The 18,086-nt window shown below is 61.2% G+C and carries 14 protein-coding genes; 7 read left to right on the top strand and 7 right to left on the bottom strand.

What is annotated here, in order from left to right:
* Positions 1-122 precede the first annotated feature (122 nt).
* Positions 123-1,076 (bottom strand): sugar-binding transcriptional regulator, encoded by a 954-nt coding sequence (locus RHIBUN_RS0105895; protein WP_025658845.1) that lies wholly within the window; start codon positions 1,074-1,076, stop codon positions 123-125.
* Between the two features lie 222 nt (positions 1,077-1,298).
* On the opposite strand from RHIBUN_RS0105895, the gene RHIBUN_RS0105890 reads away from it, so the two are divergent.
* From RHIBUN_RS0105890 to RHIBUN_RS0105880, 3 genes are all read left to right on the top strand, one after another.
* The gene (locus RHIBUN_RS0105890; RefSeq protein ID WP_025658844.1) at positions 1,299-1,952 is read left to right on the top strand and encodes a response regulator; all 654 of its coding nucleotides are present in this window, start codon (positions 1,299-1,301) and stop codon (positions 1,950-1,952) included.
* Between the two features lie 2 nt (positions 1,953-1,954).
* Positions 1,955-3,289: an ATP-binding protein gene (locus RHIBUN_RS0105885; RefSeq protein WP_025658843.1), complete on the top strand. Its 1,335-nt coding sequence runs from the start codon at positions 1,955-1,957 to the stop codon at positions 3,287-3,289.
* Positions 3,290-3,361: 72 nt separating this feature from the next.
* Positions 3,362-4,285: an ROK family protein gene (locus RHIBUN_RS0105880; RefSeq protein WP_018856474.1), complete on the top strand. Its 924-nt coding sequence runs from the start codon at positions 3,362-3,364 to the stop codon at positions 4,283-4,285.
* 44 nt (positions 4,286-4,329) lie between these two features.
* On the opposite strand, the gene RHIBUN_RS0105875 is transcribed toward RHIBUN_RS0105880, so the two are convergent.
* The 6 genes from RHIBUN_RS0105875 to RHIBUN_RS0105850 all read right to left on the bottom strand — a co-directional run bounded on the left by RHIBUN_RS0105875 (position 4,330) and on the right by RHIBUN_RS0105850 (position 12,482).
* Positions 4,330-7,479 carry an efflux RND transporter permease subunit gene (locus RHIBUN_RS0105875; RefSeq protein ID WP_025658842.1) on the bottom strand — a complete coding sequence of 1,050 codons (3,150 nt, stop codon included), beginning with the start codon at positions 7,477-7,479 and terminating at the stop codon, positions 4,330-4,332.
* A gap of 26 nt (positions 7,480-7,505) precedes the next feature.
* Entirely contained in the window at positions 7,506-8,642 is a 1,137-nt protein-coding gene (locus RHIBUN_RS0105870; protein ID WP_025658841.1) for an efflux RND transporter periplasmic adaptor subunit, read from the bottom strand.
* A 52-nt stretch (positions 8,643-8,694) separates the two neighbouring features.
* Positions 8,695-9,303: a TetR family transcriptional regulator gene (locus tag RHIBUN_RS0105865; protein ID WP_025658840.1), complete on the bottom strand. Its 609-nt coding sequence runs from the start codon at positions 9,301-9,303 to the stop codon at positions 8,695-8,697.
* Between the two features lie 295 nt (positions 9,304-9,598).
* Entirely contained in the window at positions 9,599-10,030 is a 432-nt protein-coding gene (locus RHIBUN_RS0105860; protein WP_018856470.1) for an OsmC family protein, read from the bottom strand.
* Positions 10,031-10,179: 149 nt separating this feature from the next.
* Positions 10,180-11,397 carry an adenylate/guanylate cyclase domain-containing protein gene (locus tag RHIBUN_RS0105855; protein ID WP_025658839.1) on the bottom strand — a complete coding sequence of 406 codons (1,218 nt, stop codon included), beginning with the start codon at positions 11,395-11,397 and terminating at the stop codon, positions 10,180-10,182.
* A 62-nt stretch (positions 11,398-11,459) separates the two neighbouring features.
* Positions 11,460-12,482, bottom strand: a complete 1,023-nt coding sequence (locus RHIBUN_RS0105850) for a LacI family DNA-binding transcriptional regulator (RefSeq protein ID WP_025658838.1) — start codon at positions 12,480-12,482, stop codon at positions 11,460-11,462.
* Between the two features lie 94 nt (positions 12,483-12,576).
* Here RHIBUN_RS0105850 and RHIBUN_RS0105845 point away from each other — a divergent pair, with 94 nt between their 5' ends.
* The 4 genes from RHIBUN_RS0105845 to RHIBUN_RS0105830 all read left to right on the top strand — a co-directional run bounded on the left by RHIBUN_RS0105845 (position 12,577) and on the right by RHIBUN_RS0105830 (position 18,068).
* Positions 12,577-13,764 (top strand): phytanoyl-CoA dioxygenase family protein, encoded by a 1,188-nt coding sequence (locus RHIBUN_RS0105845; RefSeq protein WP_025658837.1) that lies wholly within the window; start codon positions 12,577-12,579, stop codon positions 13,762-13,764.
* An 84-nt stretch (positions 13,765-13,848) separates the two neighbouring features.
* Positions 13,849-14,670, top strand: coding sequence for an SDR family oxidoreductase (locus RHIBUN_RS0105840; RefSeq protein ID WP_025658836.1), 822 nt, complete (start codon positions 13,849-13,851; stop codon positions 14,668-14,670).
* A 99-nt stretch (positions 14,671-14,769) separates the two neighbouring features.
* Complete coding sequence (locus tag RHIBUN_RS0105835; RefSeq protein WP_025658835.1) at positions 14,770-15,681, top strand: SMP-30/gluconolactonase/LRE family protein; 912 nt, start codon at positions 14,770-14,772, stop codon at positions 15,679-15,681.
* 143 nt (positions 15,682-15,824) lie between these two features.
* Positions 15,825-18,068, top strand: a complete 2,244-nt coding sequence (locus tag RHIBUN_RS0105830) for a glycoside hydrolase family 2 TIM barrel-domain containing protein (protein WP_025658834.1) — start codon at positions 15,825-15,827, stop codon at positions 18,066-18,068.
* The last annotated feature ends 18 nt before the right edge of the window (positions 18,069-18,086 follow it).

Below are 18,086 nucleotides of genomic sequence, written 5' to 3'. Positions count from 1 at the left end.
CGAGCATTCGCTTTGCTCATGAGCAATTACTCACCCGTAGGCAAAGAATGTCAATCACCATTCGTTGCTGCATCAGCGAACAATGGTGTTATCTAGCTGATTCTAAAGAAATAAATATTTGCTCATGCCTTGAGCAAATACTCGGCGGTATCCTCATCGGTGATCAGCGCGTTGATCTGATGGCCTATTACAGCAGCCTTGATCGCCTTGAACTTGCGCTTTCCCTTGCCAATTCCGATGACCGTCGACGACTCGCGTGAGGGAATCGAGGCCGAGGCCACCCGCTCGTTGATCGGGTTGTCGAGAAGCTTGCCCTCGCTGTCGAACACCCAGCCGCAGATCTCGCCGACGGCACCGTTGCGCATCAGCTCCATCATCTCGTCTTTCTCGAGAAATCCGTCGACGCAAAGCGGGCCGTCGATGCCGAGCTCGCCGATGCCGACGAACGTCACGTCCGCCTGCGCGCTGATCTCGAGTGTCGAGCGAACGAGCTGCTGGCCATGCAGGGTTTCCCGTTCCGCCGCCGACGTCACGAGAACCGGCAGCGGCATCGGGAAATGCCGCGCCTTCACCGCGTCGGCCATGCTGAAGATGACGTTGTAGTAGGCCGCCGAACCATCGGGCGCGATGTTGCCGGTCAGCGATACGATGCGATGGTTGGGACATTCGATGGCGGGCAGTTGATCGACCGCCGCCTTCAACGTTCTCCCTGTGCCGACCGCCAGCACGATCGGATCGGGCCGCTTCAGCCAGCGCTCGATCTCCGCTGCGGCGGCCTCCGCGATGCCGACCGTCGCAGAACTGGAACCGGGATCGCTCGGGACGACCTCGACATGCTTCAGGTTGAACTTCTTGCGCACCGCATTGGCGAGTTCGAGGCAGGCAGCGATCGGATGGTCAAGCCGCACCTTGATCAGCCGTTCGGCGACCGCGAGCGACACCAGCCGTTGGGCCGACTGCCGGGAAATCCCCATGGAGGAAGCAATCTCATCCTGCGTTCGCCCCGCCACGTAGTAGAGCCATCCCGCACGCGCCGCGTCATCCAGCCGTCCCGAAGTCTCGGATTTTCGTACCATCAAGTCTCTACCATGCTGAAAGGGGCGGCCACCGCCGACGGGAAGATGTACATCGCGCCAAATCAAACCAGAATTCGGGCAAATGTCGAGTGCATTGAGAAATTGCACAGCCTATTTTGGCTTGGAGCGGGAGCCGGGTGCCATCTGCTTGTCATCTTTGTCGATCAAGCCTTGCTTGACCGAAGGTTGAACTGCGAGCTAACTGGCACCGAGGAAAAAACTGTGCGAATTCTGCTGGTTGAAGATGACAGGATGATTGGTGGAGCAGTGCGGGATCATGTCGCCGCTGCCAATCATGCCGTTGACTGGGTGCAAAATCTCGCCGATGCCGACGCCGCCGCTCGACCTGTCGATTACGGGCTGATCCTTCTCGACCTTCAGCTCCCGGATGGCAGCGGCGTCGAGTTTCTGCGCCGTCTTCGCGAAAGGGGCCTGAAAACGCCCGTCATCATATTAACCGCGCGCGATCAGATCTCGGATCGTATCGACGGACTTAACGCCGGCGCCGACGACTATCTCGTGAAGCCCTTCAATCTGGACGAGCTGGAAGCGCGCATCATGGCCGTCGCGCGCCGCTACGACGCCAATCCGCATCCGGTGATCCGCATTTCCGATATCGAGATCAACCGGCCACTGCATCAGCTCTCCGTGGCCGGCGAGCCGATCATCCTGACGAGCCGCGAGTGGGCGGTGCTCGACCTCCTGACGGCGCGCCCGGGCGCGATCGTTCCAAAGGACCGGATCGAGGAAGCGCTCTATGCATTCGGCTCCGAAATCGAAAGCAATACGGTCGAGGTGTATGTGAGCCGCCTGCGCAAGAAAATCGGCAAGGACCGTATCCGCACGGCACGCGGCATCGGCTACACACTCGGATGAAAATGAAACGTGAACGCAGCATCACCGGCCCGTTGATCCTTGCCCTGACGACCGTATTGGTTGTCTCCTGGCTTGCAGCGATCGGCCTGAGTTTCCGCGTGATGCAGCATGAATTCGATGAAATTTTCGACGCTGCCCAGCAGGAGACGACCGAGCGCCTGCTGGCGCTTATCCTAGCCGAGCTGAACCAGGGCACAGATCGTGATCCACGCAACATGGCGATGTTCGACGCTGCCGCCAGACGCGAGTATTTGACCTATCAAGTGCGCGACGCCAGCGGCAAGGTCGTGTTGCATTCGAATGACGCTCCAGCCGAGCCGTTCGACGCGCCGCTGAGCACCGGCTTTCACGATACACCAACGGCCCGGATCTACACCGAAATGGCGGCCGACGGCTCGCTGTTCCTGCAGGTGGCCGACCGGTTCAAGAACCGGAACGAAGCCGCGCGCGAAAGCGCCGTGACGCTGCTTATCCCCCTGGCAGCACTGATTCCCGCCAGCATCTTTGCGATCTGGTTCGTCGTCGGGCGGGCGCTGCGGCCGATTGAGGCGCTCCGGCGAGACATCGGGACGAAGGACAGCGGCAACATGGTTGAGGTCGATGGCCAGAACCTGCCGGTCGAGCTTAGGCCGATCGCTCGATCGGTCAACCTCCTCCTCGGGCGCCTGCGAGCGGCCCTCGAAGCGGAGCGCGAATTCACCGCCAACAGTGCGCATGAGCTGAGAACGCCGATTGCCGGTGCGCTGGCACAGACCCAACGGCTTGCGGAAGAATTGCCGCCCGGCCCAACGCAGGATCGCGTACAGCAGGTCGAAGCCTCATTGGTCAATCTCAGCCGGTTGGCGGAAAAGCTTCTGCAACTGTCACGCGCCGAGGCGGGTATCGGCGGGAGCTCGAGCCCGATCGACCTGCGTCCTGTCCTCGACATGGTCGTCACCGACTTCCAGCGCGACAGCCGTACGAACGGCAGGCTCAAGTATTCTGCTGCGCCCGATGCAAAGCTCGTCCGCAACGCCGACATGGATGCCTTTGGCATCGTCACGCGAAACCTGATCGAGAATGCCCTGATCCATGGCGATCCCGACCTGCCGGTCAATGTCAGTCTCGAAAGTGGCGGCATCATCCGTGTCGTCAACGGCGGGCCACCGATCCGCGAGGCCGAGATGGCGGGCCTGAAGAAGCGCTTCCGCCGCGGCAAGACGACAGCATCCGGTTCGGGCCTCGGGCTCGCCATCGCCGACCGTATCGTCTCCCAGATGGGCGGTACATTGGAATTGCGCTCCCCACCAGCTGGCGAGAAAGCCGGCTTCGAAGCCAAGATGACCCTGCCTGCCTGACCCGGATTTGGCTTGCAAAACCCGCGGAAGGGTGCGAGCAGACGCAGAGGCCATCCAACCAGCAGAACCCGAATGATCATCTCTTTCGACATAGGCGGCTCCGCCATCAAGGGCGGAGTGGCGCACTCCGAAGCCGACATCACGCCGCTCGGCCGGCGTCCCACCCCCAAGGACGATTTTGCCGCATTCGTTGACACGCTGCGTGCCATCATCGCGGAAACCGGCGAGCAACCGACACGCCTGGCCTTCTCGATCGCCGGCGTCGTCGATCCGGATACGCAGCGGCTGACCTGCGCCAATATTCCCTGTATCCACGGCCGCAATCTCGCCGCTGATCTCGAGGCGGAACTTGGCCTGCCCGTCCTGATTGCAAATGACGCGGATTGTTTCGCCATGGCGGAAGCGGATCTCGGCGCCGGGCGCGGCCACCGCATCGTTCTGGGCGCCATTCTCGGAACCGGCGTCGGCGGTGGCGTCGTCGCAGATGGCCGGCTGATCAATGCCGCGGGCGGCTTTGCTGGCGAATGGGGTCATGGCCCGGCGCTAGCATCTCATGCCGGCAATCCGCCGGTTGCCATTCCGGCCTTTCCCTGCGGCTGCGGCCAGACGGGCTGCGTCGATACGGTCGGCGGCGCCCGCGGCCTCGAGCGGCTGCACAAAACGCTGCATGAAATCGACCTGTCCAGCCAGGAGATCATCGATGATTGGCTGAAGGCTGAGGCCAAGGCGGCTCGCACCATCGATGTCTTCGTCGACCTCGTCGCCTCGCCACTCGCCCTGACGGTGAATATCACGGGTGCCACCATCGTGCCCGTCGGCGGCGGTCTTTCGAATGTCGAAGAGCTGCTTGCGGAGCTGGACAAGGCTGTCCGCCAGCGCATCCTGCGCAAATTCGATCGCCCGCTCGTGGTCCGCAGCGAATGCCGCGTCGAGCCGGGCCTGATCGGCGCCGCACTGCTCGGCTTGAAAGCGGAAGCCGCGGAAACCACGGTCTGACTAACGAAAATGGCGCGGTTCTCACCGCGCCATCGTCTTTCCCGTCATTCGGCTGCCAGGGCCGGCGGGTGCATTTCCTCCGCCTCTTCAGGTGCGTTGCCGTTTGCGACACCGTCCTTGGCCGCAGCTGCTTTCGGCTCCTTGCCGAAGAAGAGGGCGTAAGCGGCGGGCAGCACCAGGATTGTCAGCACCGTCGCGACAAGGATGCCGCCCATCATCGCATAGGCGAGCGGACCCCAGAAAACGCCGCGCGAGATCGGGATCAGCGCCAGGACAGCCGTCAGCGCCGTCAGCATGATCGGGCGGAAACGCCGCACGGCAGCACCGACGATCGCTTCCTGCCTGTTCATCCCCGCCTTGATGTCCTGGTCGATCTGGTCGACGAGGATAATCGAGTTGCGGATGATGATGCCGAGCAGCGCGATGACGCCGAGGATGGCGACAAAGCCGAACGGAGCGCCCGATATCAGCAGGGCCGCAGCCGCACCGATGATCCCGAGCGGACCGGTCGCCAGCACCAGCATCGCCTTGCCGAAGTGCTGCAGCTGCGCCATCAGCAAGAGGACGATGACGACGAGCATGATCGGTGCCTTGGCCGCGATCGAGGCCTGGCTTTCGGCGGAATCTTCCGCGCCACCCTGGATCTCGATCTTATAACCGGCCGGCAGGCTGTCACGTAGCGGCTGCATGTCGGCATACATCTTCATGACTACGTCGTTCGACTGGACGCCATCCGGCAATGTTGCACGAACGCTGATCGTCGGCAGACGGTTGCGCCGCCATTCGATCCCCTGCTCCAGAACGGGCACCACCTTGGCAACCTGGGAGACTGGGACGAAGCCGCCGAAGTCCGTTGGCACGTAGACCGAGTTGACGGCCGACAACAGCGAGCGATTGGTTTCCGGCTCACGGGCGACGATCGACACCGTCTCCTCGCCGTCACGGAAATCATCGAGCGGGGCGCCGGAGACAGCCGTTTGCAGCATCTGGCGAACACGCTGCGACGTAATGCCAAGCGCACGGGCACGGTCCTGATCGATCACCAGCTTCATCGCCGGCACCGGCTCCAGCCAGTCGTCGTGGATCGCACCGAGTTGCGGATTGGCTTCAAACTTCGCCTTCACCTCGTCGGCGATTCTGCGGACTTCCTGACGATCCGGTCCCATGATGCGCATCTGCACCGGCCAGCCCGTCGGCGGGCCAAGGAACAGACGATCGACCTTGCCTCTGATATCAGGGAAGTCTTCCGCAAGGATGGTCCGCAGCTTGACGATCAACCGCTCGCGCGCCGGCTCGTCGTTTGCCATGACGAGAAGCTGCGCGAAGTTCGGATTGCGGAGCTGCTGGTCGAGCGGCAGGAAGAAGCGCGGGGCGCCCTCGCCGATGTAGGTGGCGACGAACTTCTTGTCCTTGTCATCCATGATCTTGGCTTCGAGCGCTTTTGCCTGCGTCTCGACTTCCTTGATGCTGGTGCCCTCTGGCAGCCAGAGATCAACAAGGATTTCCGGGCGCGAAGATTGCGGGAAGAAGTTCTGCGGGATGAACTGGAACGCCCAAAGGCTGGTCGCAAAGGTCACCAGCGTCATGGCAATGACGATAATGCGATGGCGCACGGCCCAGCTGACCGTCGCTCTCAGGCGATGATAAAACCGCGTGTCGAAGGCATCGTGATGCTCGCCCGCATGGTGGCGCTGCTTCAGGATCATGAAGCCGAGCCATGGCGTGAAATAGACCGCCACGAACCATGAGACAACCAGCGCAATGCCGACCACGTAGAACAGCGTACGCACATATTCGCCGGCGGTCGACGCCGCAAAGCCGACCGGGATGAAGCCCGCGGTGGTAATCAGCGTGCCGGTCAGCATCGGGAAGGCGGTTGAGGAGTAGGCAAAACTGGCCGCTTCGATCTTTACAAGGCCTTCCTCTAGCTTTCGCTCCATCAGCTCGACGACGATCATGGCATCGTCCACGAGTAGGCCGAGCGCGATGATGAGTGCGCCGAGCGAAATGCGCTGCAGATCGATGCCGAACTCGTACATGATGGCGAAGGTCGCTGCCAGCACGAGCGGGATGGCGATGGCGATAACGAGACCCGAGCGCCAGCCGATCGACAGGAAGGAGACGATCAGCACGATGATCAGGGCCTCGCCAAGCGCATGCATGAACTCGCTGATCGCATCGGTGACGACGTCGGGCTGGTTGGAGATCTGGTCGACGGCGACACCGTAGGGCAGTGATCCCGCGAACCGCTCGTAGGTCGATTCGACATCCTTACCGACATCGGTGACCTTGAAGCCCTTGGCCATGACGACGCCGACCTGGACGCTTTCATGCCCGTTGAAGCGATACTTGCGCTGATAGGGATCCTCGAGGCCCGAATAGACGGTAGCTATATCGCCAAGACGCGTGACCTGATTGCCGGCCCTTAGCCGCAGTTCGCGGATGTCCTCGGCCTTCGTTACGTCGCCTTCGACGGAAATCCGCACCGAACGTGTGCCGGTGTCGACGGAGCCGGCCGGATCGACGCTGTTCTGTCCCTTGATCGCGTTCTGCAGGTCGAGCACGGTCAGTCCGCGTTCGGCCAGAGCCTTCGAGGATACGTCGATGTAGATCTTCTCTGGCTGATCGCCGATGATGACAGCCTTCTCAACGCCCGGCGTCGTCAGAAGCATGTCACGCGCCTGGATGGCGAATTTCTTCAGCTCCGGATAGCTGTAACCGTCGCCGCTGATCGAATGCAGCGTGATGTAGGTATCGCCGAACTCATCGTTGAAATAGGGTCCAAGCAGCCCTTCGGGCAACTCGCTGGAAATGTCGCCGACCTTCTTGCGGACCTGGTAGAAGGCGTCAGCGACCTGCTGGCTGTTGGTATCGCCCTTCACCTGCAGGGTGATGATGGCGCTGCCGGCCCGCGTGTAGGATTTCACCCAATCGATATGCGGCGTTTCCTGGAGCTTGCGCTCGATCTTGTTGACGACCTGGTCTTCCATCTCTTGGATGGAGGCGCCCGGCCAGATGGCCTGCACGACCATGACGCGGAAGGTGAAGTCCGGGTCTTCCTTCTGGCCCATGCGCATCAAGCCAAGGACGCCGGTGATCAGGATCAGGCCGAACAGGAAGCGTGCAATGCTCGGATGGCCGATCGCCCAGCGTGACAGGTTGAAGGGGCGCTTTTCGGCGTTGGAGTTGTCCATGGTCATAATCCTCTCCTGACCAGGCCTTAACGGATGACGTCGCCGGTTTCGGCCTGCGCCGACTGCTGTTCGGGCAGCTTGACCTTCAGGTTCTCGGCCATGAACTGCGTGCCGGCCGCGACGACGAGGTCGCCGGTTTTCAGGCCGTCGGCGACGTGGACGCCAGCGCCGGTGAAGTCCGCAACCTTGATTTCGCGGGCATGGACGGTCGATGCATTGCGATCGACGATCCAGACGATCTTCTTGCCATCCTTCTCGGCGAGCGCGCTGAGCGGAATGGCGACGTTGGTCTCGGCATTGCCAACGGCGGCCTCGATCGTCGCCGTCATGCCGAGCAGAACGCGATCGTCGTTCGGAAGGCTGACGCGGACCGAGAAGGTGCGCGACTGCGCATCGGCACTGCCGGAAACCTCACGCACCTTGCCATCGAGCACGAGCTTGTTGTCCGACCAGAAACTGGCCTTGACGGTCTTGCCGGGTTTGAACTGCGCGATGTCGTTCTCCGGAACGGCGATCTGCACTTCCTTCTCGCCATCAAGCGCGACGGTCGCGACAGGCGTGCCAGCCGCGACGACCGCGCCTGTGTCGGCGCTGATCGAGGTAACGATGCCACTACGGTCGGCCTTCAACTCGGTATAGGCGACCTGGTTCCTAGCCTGATCGACCGACGACGCCGCGGCATCGCGCGTCGAGACGGCCTGATCATAGCTAAGGGCTGCCTGCTCCATCTGCGATTTCGCCGTGACACTCTTGTCGAACAGTTGCTGCGCGCGTTTGTTGGCGAGATCAGCGGTTGCCACGCCCTTTTCGGCGGCGGCGAGGTTCGCCTCGGCGGTCTTGACCGCCAATTGATAGTCCGTCGGGTCGATTTGGGCGAGCAGATCGCCCGGCTTGACGCGATCGCCGATGTTGACACGGCGGTCGGTGATCTTGCCGGCGACCCGGAAGCCGAGGTTCATCTCGACACGAGCCTTCACTGCACCGGAATAGTCCAGCGCGCGGGTATCGCCGGCCTCGGCAATCTCCACGACCTTTACCGGCCGGACGACCTCTTTCGTCTCGGCTTTCTTCTCGTCGCTGCATCCGGATACGGCAAGTGCAACGGCGCCGAGGAGGGCGAGACTGACTACGGACGGCAACTGAACTCTCTTCAGCGAAATCATCTTTCGCACTCCTGATATCGGCTATCGGTTGATTTGCGGCCCTTGCCGCGAATTATTTCTTTAGCGCCCTGATCGAGAACTCGACCAGTTCGTCGACGGTGGCGCGGTTTGTCTTGGCAAGACATTGCGCCACCATCTGCGGATGACAGAGGCTGATTGTTGCAGCCCCGAAACAGCGGGACGCGACATCCGCGTCCTGCTCGGCAAACTCGCCGGCAGCGATCCCCTCACGGATCACATCGGCGAGCAATTCATGAATACTGTCGATATGCCTTTCGATGACGTGCCAGTCGCGCTCGATGGCGACGATGACCATCTCATGCACTTTTTCCTGATCGAGCATGGTGTCGACCGTAATCTGATACTGGCCCTGCACAAAACGTCGCAGCCGGTCGGAAGCGCTGATCGGCAGGTGGCAGACGTCGTACGCCATCTGGTAGCTGTGAACCAGCATACGGCCACAGATCGCCTGGTGGATCTCCACCTTCGAGGCGAAGAAGCGATAGACGTTGGCCGGCGACATGCCGAGATCACGAGCGATGTCTGCCACCGTCGTCTTCGAATACCCGTAATGACGGAAAAGCCGCTCGGCAGCGTCGAGAATGCGGGTCACATTCTCCTGGCGGGTTATTTCGATCGTGTTTTCCGCAGCATCGTTAATCAATTTTGCGCACTCACTTACGGCTGACGATTTTTGAATTTCGTCAGTCGTAAGACATCATTCGTAATTTGTCAAGGTTTGGCCACATCTGAGACTCACGGCCGATCTGGTGTAAATAGGATGGGCATCTGCCAACTCTCGCCGTTCCCGCTTATCTGCGCGCGTGGCGAGCACGGAAAATCGGCCCGACGGCTTGGGCCGCAGGGCGAATAGATTCAGTCGATCGAAGCTTGGAAAGATGGACAGGTGACGAAGTGCCGACACCTCGGTGCGGCACTCGGTCTCACCTCAAGGCTCAGGCGAGCTTGACGTCGAGCGAGATCGGGACAGCCGAAAGGGCCTTGGAGACAGGGCATCCGGCCTTGGCCTTGTTGGCGAGCTCGATGAATGTCCTTTCATCGGCGTTCGGAACCGTGCCGGTCAGCGTGAGATGGATCGCCGTGATGGCAAAGCCGCTCTCTACGCTCTCGAGCGTCACCTTTGCCGTCGTTTCCATATCGGTCGCCTTGAGACCCGCCTCCTCAAGGATCAGCGACAAGGCCATCGTGAAGCAGCCGGCATGCGCCGCCCCGATCAGTTCCTCCGGATTTGTCCCTGGGATGCCTTCGAAACGGCTCGAAAAACCGTAGGGATAGTGTTTGAGCGCGCCACTCTGCGTGGAGATCTGCCCCTTGCCGTCCTTCAGTCCACCGGACCACTGCGCTGAACCTGTACGATTGATCTGCATGCCGTCCTCCTGTTTGGATGAGAGAAAGCGGGCTGTCGCCGCTTCGCCCGATCTACGAGGCAACCCGCCTCTTCGACCGATATAATCCTCTATCGGCAGAAGGCGACAACGCCGTGAAATTTCTTCTGACTGCGCACGGACAGAAAGCGTCAGATCTCGATTCGCGCCGTGTCGAGCGTATAAAGCTCCTGCGCGCGCTTGACGCCACGGAGCGCGTAACGGCCGATGCAGGCCAGCGCGCCGCGTTCGTTCGCCGGGATCGTCGCCGCAAACTCCGACGACATCAGCACGTTGAGATCGACCGATCGGCACATCGAGGCAATCCGGCTGACTTCGTTGACGGCGGGGCCGATGACGGTAAAGTCCAGTCGCTCGCGGCTGCCGATATTGCCATAGAAGACATCACCGATGTGCAGGCCGATATAGACCTCGGTCGTCGGCCGTTCTTCCAGCGCGCGCTCATCGTTCAACGCCTTCAGCTTCTGCCGCAGCAATCGTTCGGCTTGCAGCGACGCAGCACAGGCATCGGCAGGCTCGTCCGCCTTGAAGATCGCCAGGACACCGTCGCCGATCAGCTTCAACACATCGCCACCGGCCTCATGGATCGCGGAAATGACCACATCGCTATAGGCGTTCAGCATCGGCAGGATTTCTTCCGGCGGCGCGGTGTCGGATATTTTCGTATAGTTCAGAAGATCCGAGAACCAGAGAGCCGCCGAGATCCGCTCCGACTTGCCTCGGGTGATTTTGCCTTCCAATACCTGCCGCGCGGCGTCATCGCCAAGATAAACCTCCGCGATGGTCCTCGCGATACGCGCCAGCGCGATACACTTGATCGCAAGGGCCAACACCGGCACCAGCTTCCGCAGAATGATAAGATCGTGATCAGAAAATCCCTCGGGATGGCGGGTCGCGAAATGAGAGAAGAAGCAATCCATCTCGCCGATCGTGCCGGCCTTGGCAAACCGGTGGACCATCGCGACGAAATCGGTGTGGCCCTGCGCCTGCATCGTGTCGAGCATGGCGAAGTCGGCCGGATCGCCAAAACCGATGCGCCGTCTGACCTCGTTCTCCTCTCCCGCCCACAGATAGTAGAAGGCGGAACGTTGCCAGCTCTCCAATGCCGGTCCTTCGCTGGTGGAGCCATACTCGAATTCGGTCTCGATCTCCTCCTGGCTGTCCCAACGGAACGCCCGGCCTTCGTGTACGGGATGCAGTGTGTCCATCAGAGCCATGCCGCGATCGAGCGGCAAGCCACGTTCGCGGCAGGCGTCGCAGAAGCCGGTCAACAGTTCGGCCTCCGACGCGCCCTTGAGCCCCTGCTCCGTCAGCCACGCCGCAACTGTCCCTATATCGCTGTATTCCATGCCGTTTCCCTCGCCCCTGCGAAAGCACTATCGCGATTTTACCGCTAAGGGAAAGGCAAACCTCAATCCGTAGCAGGCATGTTGTAAGGTGTAACAATCTCCAGCGACGACAATGCCGGAGGCGCAATTCCGCCCCTGACAGAACGGCCCATGACGGCGCGAAAGGCCGAGCGGGCATCCGTGCGCAGATCGTGGTGCAAGACGAAGCCGATCTTGCGGTCAGCAAGCAGCGCGCGATTGTCCGCATCGAGATCATGCGCGACGAACACGCGGATCGGCCGCTTCGCCGCCTCGAAAGCGGCCAGCACCGCCTGGTTTCCGCCGCCGATGGAATAGACCGCGTTGATCGCCGGATCCGCCGCGATTGCACGAGCGGCCAGCGTGCCCGTCGCCGCATCCGTTCCGTGGCCTTCGCTGATTTCGGTCATCCCAATCTGGGGATAGCGTTCGCGCAGCACGCGGCGAAAGCCCATCTCACGCTCCTCCTCACCGCGAAATCGACCGCTGGAGAGCGTGACGAGAACCCGCCCAGGCGCGTCGCCGAAATGCTCGCCAATAAGATAGGCTGCAGTCTCACCGGCCGCTCGATTATCAGCGCCCGCGTAAGCACTGCGGGAGGAATTCGGCAGGTCCGTCACCAAAGTGACTACCGGAATGCCGGCGTCCGTTGCGCGGGAAACCGCAGCCGTGACCTCCGGAACATCCGGTGCTTTCAAGACGATGCCGTTCGTGCCGCGCAGCCGGATCCGGTCGAGCAACTGCACCAGCTCTGCCTGCTTCATCACCTCGGCGAAATGGAAGCGGCACCGGAACACCGTCGGCAGAAAGGTGGCGACCTCCGCCTCAAAGGCATCGCGAACGGCGGTGCTGAAGCGGTCCGGCGTTTCCATCACGACATCGATGGCGAGCTTCCGCCCGCTCACCTCGCCGCCGATCTGCTGCTTTTCCAGCTCTGCGATCGCAGCCTGCACCCGCATCATCGTCTGATGCCTGACGCCACTCCTGCCATTGAGAACGCGATCCACCGTCGCTGTGCTCAGCCCGGCCTGGAAGGCGATATCCTTGACGAGAAACCGGTGTGCCACACAATCCGTCTTGATGGTTTTTTGATGGGTTCCTGATCTATAACACACCAGTCGGCGGCGTATAGTGCCCTCATCGGAAAGGGAGGAGCACCTGATGAAAACCGACAACCTTCAGAAATTGCGCGCCGATCGCGTCTGGCTGACCGAGGATGCTTGCGATCTCGGCGACTTCCGCAAGCTAGCCGAAAAGACAACGGCTCTCGCCGACTATCCGACGGCCGACGCCGTCGAAAAGAACATTCTGATTTATGATAGCCCCAAGGTCGCTGCAGCGATCGCCAGCCCCGAAGGCCGCAGAGCGGTTCTCGCCGAGATCTGCGAAGCCTTTGGCGACGGCCCGGGCGTCGTCGTTTTCAAGCGCGCCTACAGGGATCCCGGCGTCATCGACCGCGCCAGCGCAATATTCAGCGAGATCATCGAGGAGCAACACCGAACCGCGAGCGGCGGCGGCGATCACTTTGCTAAGCCGGGTGCCAATGACCGCATCTGGAACTCGCTGGAAAAGCACTGCCTCGCCGATCCCGAGAACTTCGCCGAGTACTACGCAAACCCCATCGTCGCGATCGCAAGCGAAGCCTGGCTGGGCCCAACCTATCAAATGACCGCCCAGGTCAACCGGGTCAATCCGGGTGGCGCGGCACAGTCCGCGCACCGCGACTACCATCTCGGCTTCCAGTCTTCCAAGGTGATCGAGCAGTTCCCGGCGCATGTGCACCGGCTCTCGCCAGTGCTGACGCTGCAGGGCGCGATCGCTCATTGCGACATGCCGCTCGAAAGCGGTCCAACCCTCTTCCTGCCGCACAGCCAGACCTATGAGCCGGGCTACCTCGCGCTCAAGCGCCAGGAGTTCAAGGACTATTTCGAGACGCATCATGTCCAGCTGCCGCTCGAAAAGGGCGACGTGGTGTTCTTCAATCCGGCGCTGTTCCACGCGGCTGGTACGAACCGCTCGACCGACATCAAGCGCGTCGCTAATCTGCTGCAGGTCTCCTCGGCATTCGGGCGAGCAATGGAGACCGTGAACCGCGAGCGCATGAGCGCCAAGCTGTTCCCGGCTTTGAAGGCCATGAGGGGCAAGCTGTCCGAAATCGAGATCGGCTATGCCGTTGCCGCCTGCGCCGAGGGCTACTCGTTCCCGACCAACCTCGACCGCGACCCACCGCTTGGTGGCCTCGCGCCGAAGACGCAAGCGCAGCTGATGCACGAGGCGCTGCGGGAGGATTGGGATGACGCGCGGTTCCTCTCGGCACTGGCGCAACAGAGCGAGCGGCGACTAAGCTGACGCATCCGCATTGACGAAATCAGCTCCCGGCGCCTTGGTGCCGGGAGCTTTCGGCACATAGGCCATCATTCAAAGGAGGAGTACATGACAACAAACCACAGCCGCCTCGACGGCAAGATCGCCATCGTAACCGGCGGCACTCAGGGACTCGGGGCAACGATCGCCCGCCTCTTTGCCGAGCGCGGCGCCAAGGGCCTTGTCATCTGCGGCCGCAACGAGCAGAAGGGAAAGGCCAAGGCCTATGAGATCGCTGCCGCCACCGGGGCCAAGGTCGTTTATGTGAAGGCCGACCTTGGCCAGGTCGAGGATGCCAGAAACGTCGTTCAAGTCTGCGACGAGACATTCGGTCGCGTGGATGCCCTGGTGAATGCGGCCGCCATCACCGACCGCGGCACAATTTTGAACACCAGTCCGGAGCTCTTCGACGCCATGTTCGCCGTCAATGTCCGTGCCCCGTTCTTCCTGATGCAGGAGACAGTGAAAGTGATGCGGCGCGAAAAAATCGAGGGCACCATCGTCAATATCGGCTCCATGTCGGCCAAGGCAGGGCAGCCCTTCATTGCCGCCTATTGCGCCTCGAAAGGTGCACTGGAAACCCTGACAAAGAACACCGCCTACGCGCTTCTACGCAACCGCATCCGCGTCAACGGCCTCAATATCGGCTGGATGGCCTCCGAGGGCGAGGACCGCATTCAGCGGGAATATCACGACGCACCGGCTGATTGGCTGGAAAAGGCGGCCGCGGCCCAGCCGTTCGGCCGCCTCGTCGATCCCGAGGAAGTGGCGCGTGCCTGCGCCTATCTTTCCTCCCCGGAATCAGGCCTCATGACTGGGTCCGTGATCTGCTTCGACCAGTCGATCTGGGGCGCCTATGACGGCTCGCCGCATCCGGACACAGCCCTCTAAAAAATGCAGAGCCCGGCGCTTTTGCCGGCGCCGGGCTCTGGAACACATGACCGTTTACGTTTACGAAGATCGTCACATCGCTTTGGGAGGAGCTGACCCGTGTCAGAAGATGCGCTCTATGACATTCGTGACGACCGTTTCCGTGGCTTGATCGCCGGTAGCGCCCGGCTGGAAGAACTTTATAGCGGCTGTCGTTGGGCAGAGGGTCCCGTCTGGTTCTCGGACCTCAATTGCCTGATCTGGAGTGATATTCCCAATGAGCGGATGATGCGCTGGGTGCCCGACGGTAGCGTTTCAGTTTTCCGCTCTCCCTCGAATTACGTCAACGGCAACACCCGCGACCGCCAGGGCCGGTTGGTTTCCTGCGAGCACGGCGGCCGCCGCGTGACTCGCACTGAATTCGACGGCCGCATCACGGTGCTGGCCGACAGCTACAAAGGCAAACGCCTGAACTCTCCGAACGACGTCGTCGTGAAATCGGACGGCTCGATCTGGTTCACCGACCCGACCTACGGCATCATGTCCGACTACGAGGGCCATAAGTCCGAGCCCGAACAGGAAACCCGCAACGTCTACCGCATCGACGCATCGACTGGCGAAATCGAAGCTGTTGCCACGGATTTCATTCAGCCCAACGGCCTAGCCTTCGCGCCGGATGAGAAGCAGCTCTACATTGCCGATTCCGGCTCCCGAAACCATGATGTCCCCCGCCACATCCGCGTTTTCGACATCGTGGACGGCAAAAGGCTCGCGAACAGCCGGTATTTCTGCTCGATAGACAGAGGCGTGCCGGATGGATTCCGTTTCGATGTCAGCGGCAATCTCTGGACCAGCGCTGCCGATGGCGTTCACTGCTTCGCGCCCGACGGCACGCTCCTCGGCAAGATCAAGGTGCCGCAGACGGTCTCGAATATCGCCTTCGGCGGCGTAAAGAAGAACCGACTGTTCATCACCGCCACCCAATCGCTCTATTCGATTTACACCACGACCAACGGCGCCCAATATCCATAGGATAGCATCGCGCGCCACTAGGACGTCAGCTCTGACTACCAGTCAGCCATCCCCAATCCAGAAAGATCCATCGATGCTTGAGTTTCCACGCGCCCTTCAGCAGCGCCAATCTGTTCGCAACGCCTTTTACATGGGAGCCTGAGATGCGTTCCGTCGTCTCTTTCAACGAGAGCTGGAGTTTCCACGAGGGTTTCGGCCAGCGCCTGCTCGAGAGCTTCGATGGCTCAGCGACCGTCAGCCTGCCACACACGGCCGTTGAACTGCCGTTCAACTACTTCGACGAGACAAGCTACCAGCGGGCGTTCACCTACCAAAAGATCCTGCGCTGGATGCCGGAATTCGAGGGCCGTGAGGTCTCGCTTGTCTTCGACGCCGCCATGGCCGATGCCGTCGTCTATTTGAACGGCGAAGAGATCATCGCGCACAAGGATGGCTACACACCGTTCGAGGCGCGCCTCACCGGCAGCCTGGTGGTCGGCGACAATCTGATTACCGTGAAAATCGACGGCAGCGAAAACCCTGAAATCCCGCCCTTCGGCGGCCGCATCGACTACCTGACCTATGCCGGCATTTACCGTGACGTCTGGCTGAAGGTCACGGACCCGGTTTCCATCGCCAACCTGAAGATCGAAACCCACAATGTGTTGGCGGAGGAAAAGTCGGCAAGCGTGCGTGTCGATCTTGCCAATCTGCAACAACTCACCTTCCTGGGCTCGGTATCCGCATCCCTGAAGGATGAGGATGGGCGCGTGCTCGCCACGGCTTCCGCGGAAACGACCGGTGAAGATGTTACGCTCTCTTTCAATGAGCTGACCGGTATATCGCTCTGGGATATCGACAATCCGGCGCTTTACGAAGTCACCGTCGAACTGAAGACAAGTCACGGTTCCGACCGCGTCTCGTCGCACTTCGGCTTCCGCACCGCCGAGTTCACGATCGAAGGCTTTCTTCTCAATGGCCGGCCGCTAAAGCTACGCGGTCTCAATCGCCACCAGGCTTTCCCCTATGTCGGCTATGCCGCTGGCAGATCGGCCCAGGAACGCGACGCCGATATCATGAAATCCGTGCTGAAGTGCAATATCGTCCGCACGTCGCACTATCCGCAATCGAAGTGGTTCCTCGATCGGTGCGATCGCATTGGTCTTCTGGTCTTCGAGGAAATCCCAGGCTGGCAGCATATCGGCGACGTCGAATGGCAGCAGGAATCGATCCGCAACGTGCGGCGCATGATTGAGCGCGACTGGAACCATCCCTCGATCATCATCTGGGGCGTTCGCATCAACGAATCACAGGACAGCCACGATTTCTATGTCGAGACCAACCAACTTGCCCGTGAACTGGACCGTACGCGGCAGACCGGCGGCGTCCGCTACATAACCGACAGCGAACTGCTCGAAGACGTCTACACGATGAACGACTTCATCCTCGGCAACGAGGAACTGCCCGGCAACAACCGCCCGCGCACGGCGCTTCGTCCACAGCAGGAATCCACCGGTCTGTCGTACAAGGTGCCCTACATGATCACCGAGTTTGGTGGCCACATGTATCCCACCAAGATCTACGACCAGGAGGCTCGCCAAGCCGAGCATGTCCGCCGACATCTCGAGGTGCTGAACGCAGCCTATGGCGATCCTGATATCGCGGGTGCGATCGGCTGGTGCATGTTCGACTACAACACCCACAAGGACTTCGGCTCCGGCGACCGCATCTGCTACCACGGCGTCATGGACATGTTCCGCGAGCCGAAGTTTGCCGCCTATGTCTACGCGAGCCAATGCGATCCTTCCGAAGAGGTCGTCATGAAGCCCGTCACCTTCTGGGCTCGCGGCGAGCGCAACATCGGCGGCGTTTTGCCGTTGATCATCCTGACCAACTGCGATGAGGTCGAATTGCGATACGGCGCGGTGACGAAGCGGATCGGCCCGGACCGCGAGAACTATCCGCACCTGCCGCATCCGCCTGTCGTTCTCGACCACCGCCATTTCACGCCGGACGAGCTTGGCACGTGGGGGCTTGAATGGATCGATGGCGAATTCACCGGCTACATTGCGGGCGAGCCGGTTGCCAGGTTGACGCTCGCGGCCGACCCGCTGCCGACAACGCTGCAGGTCGTTGCCGACAGCCCGACCTTAAAGGCCCGGGAGCGCGACACGACCCGCGTCATCATCCGCGCGCTCGATCAGCAGGGACAGCGCCTGCCCTTCATGAATGACAATGTCACCCTGCACGTCGACGGACCGGCGAAGATTGTCGGGCCGGCATCGATTCCGCTACAGGGCGGCACGGCCGGCTTCTGGTTGGAAGCGACAGGACTGACCGGCGCGATCAGCGTACAGGCGAACTGCAGCCGGCTCCCTGCCGTCAAGATCGAACTGACCGCCGTTTGAGCATAATGGCGGTACGCC

Source organism: Rhizobium sp. IBUN (genome assembly GCF_000510625.1).
In the GTDB taxonomy this organism is placed as follows: Bacteria; Pseudomonadota; Alphaproteobacteria; order Rhizobiales; family Rhizobiaceae; genus Rhizobium; species Rhizobium altiplani.
This window is presented reverse-complemented; position numbering and strand designations above follow the sequence as displayed.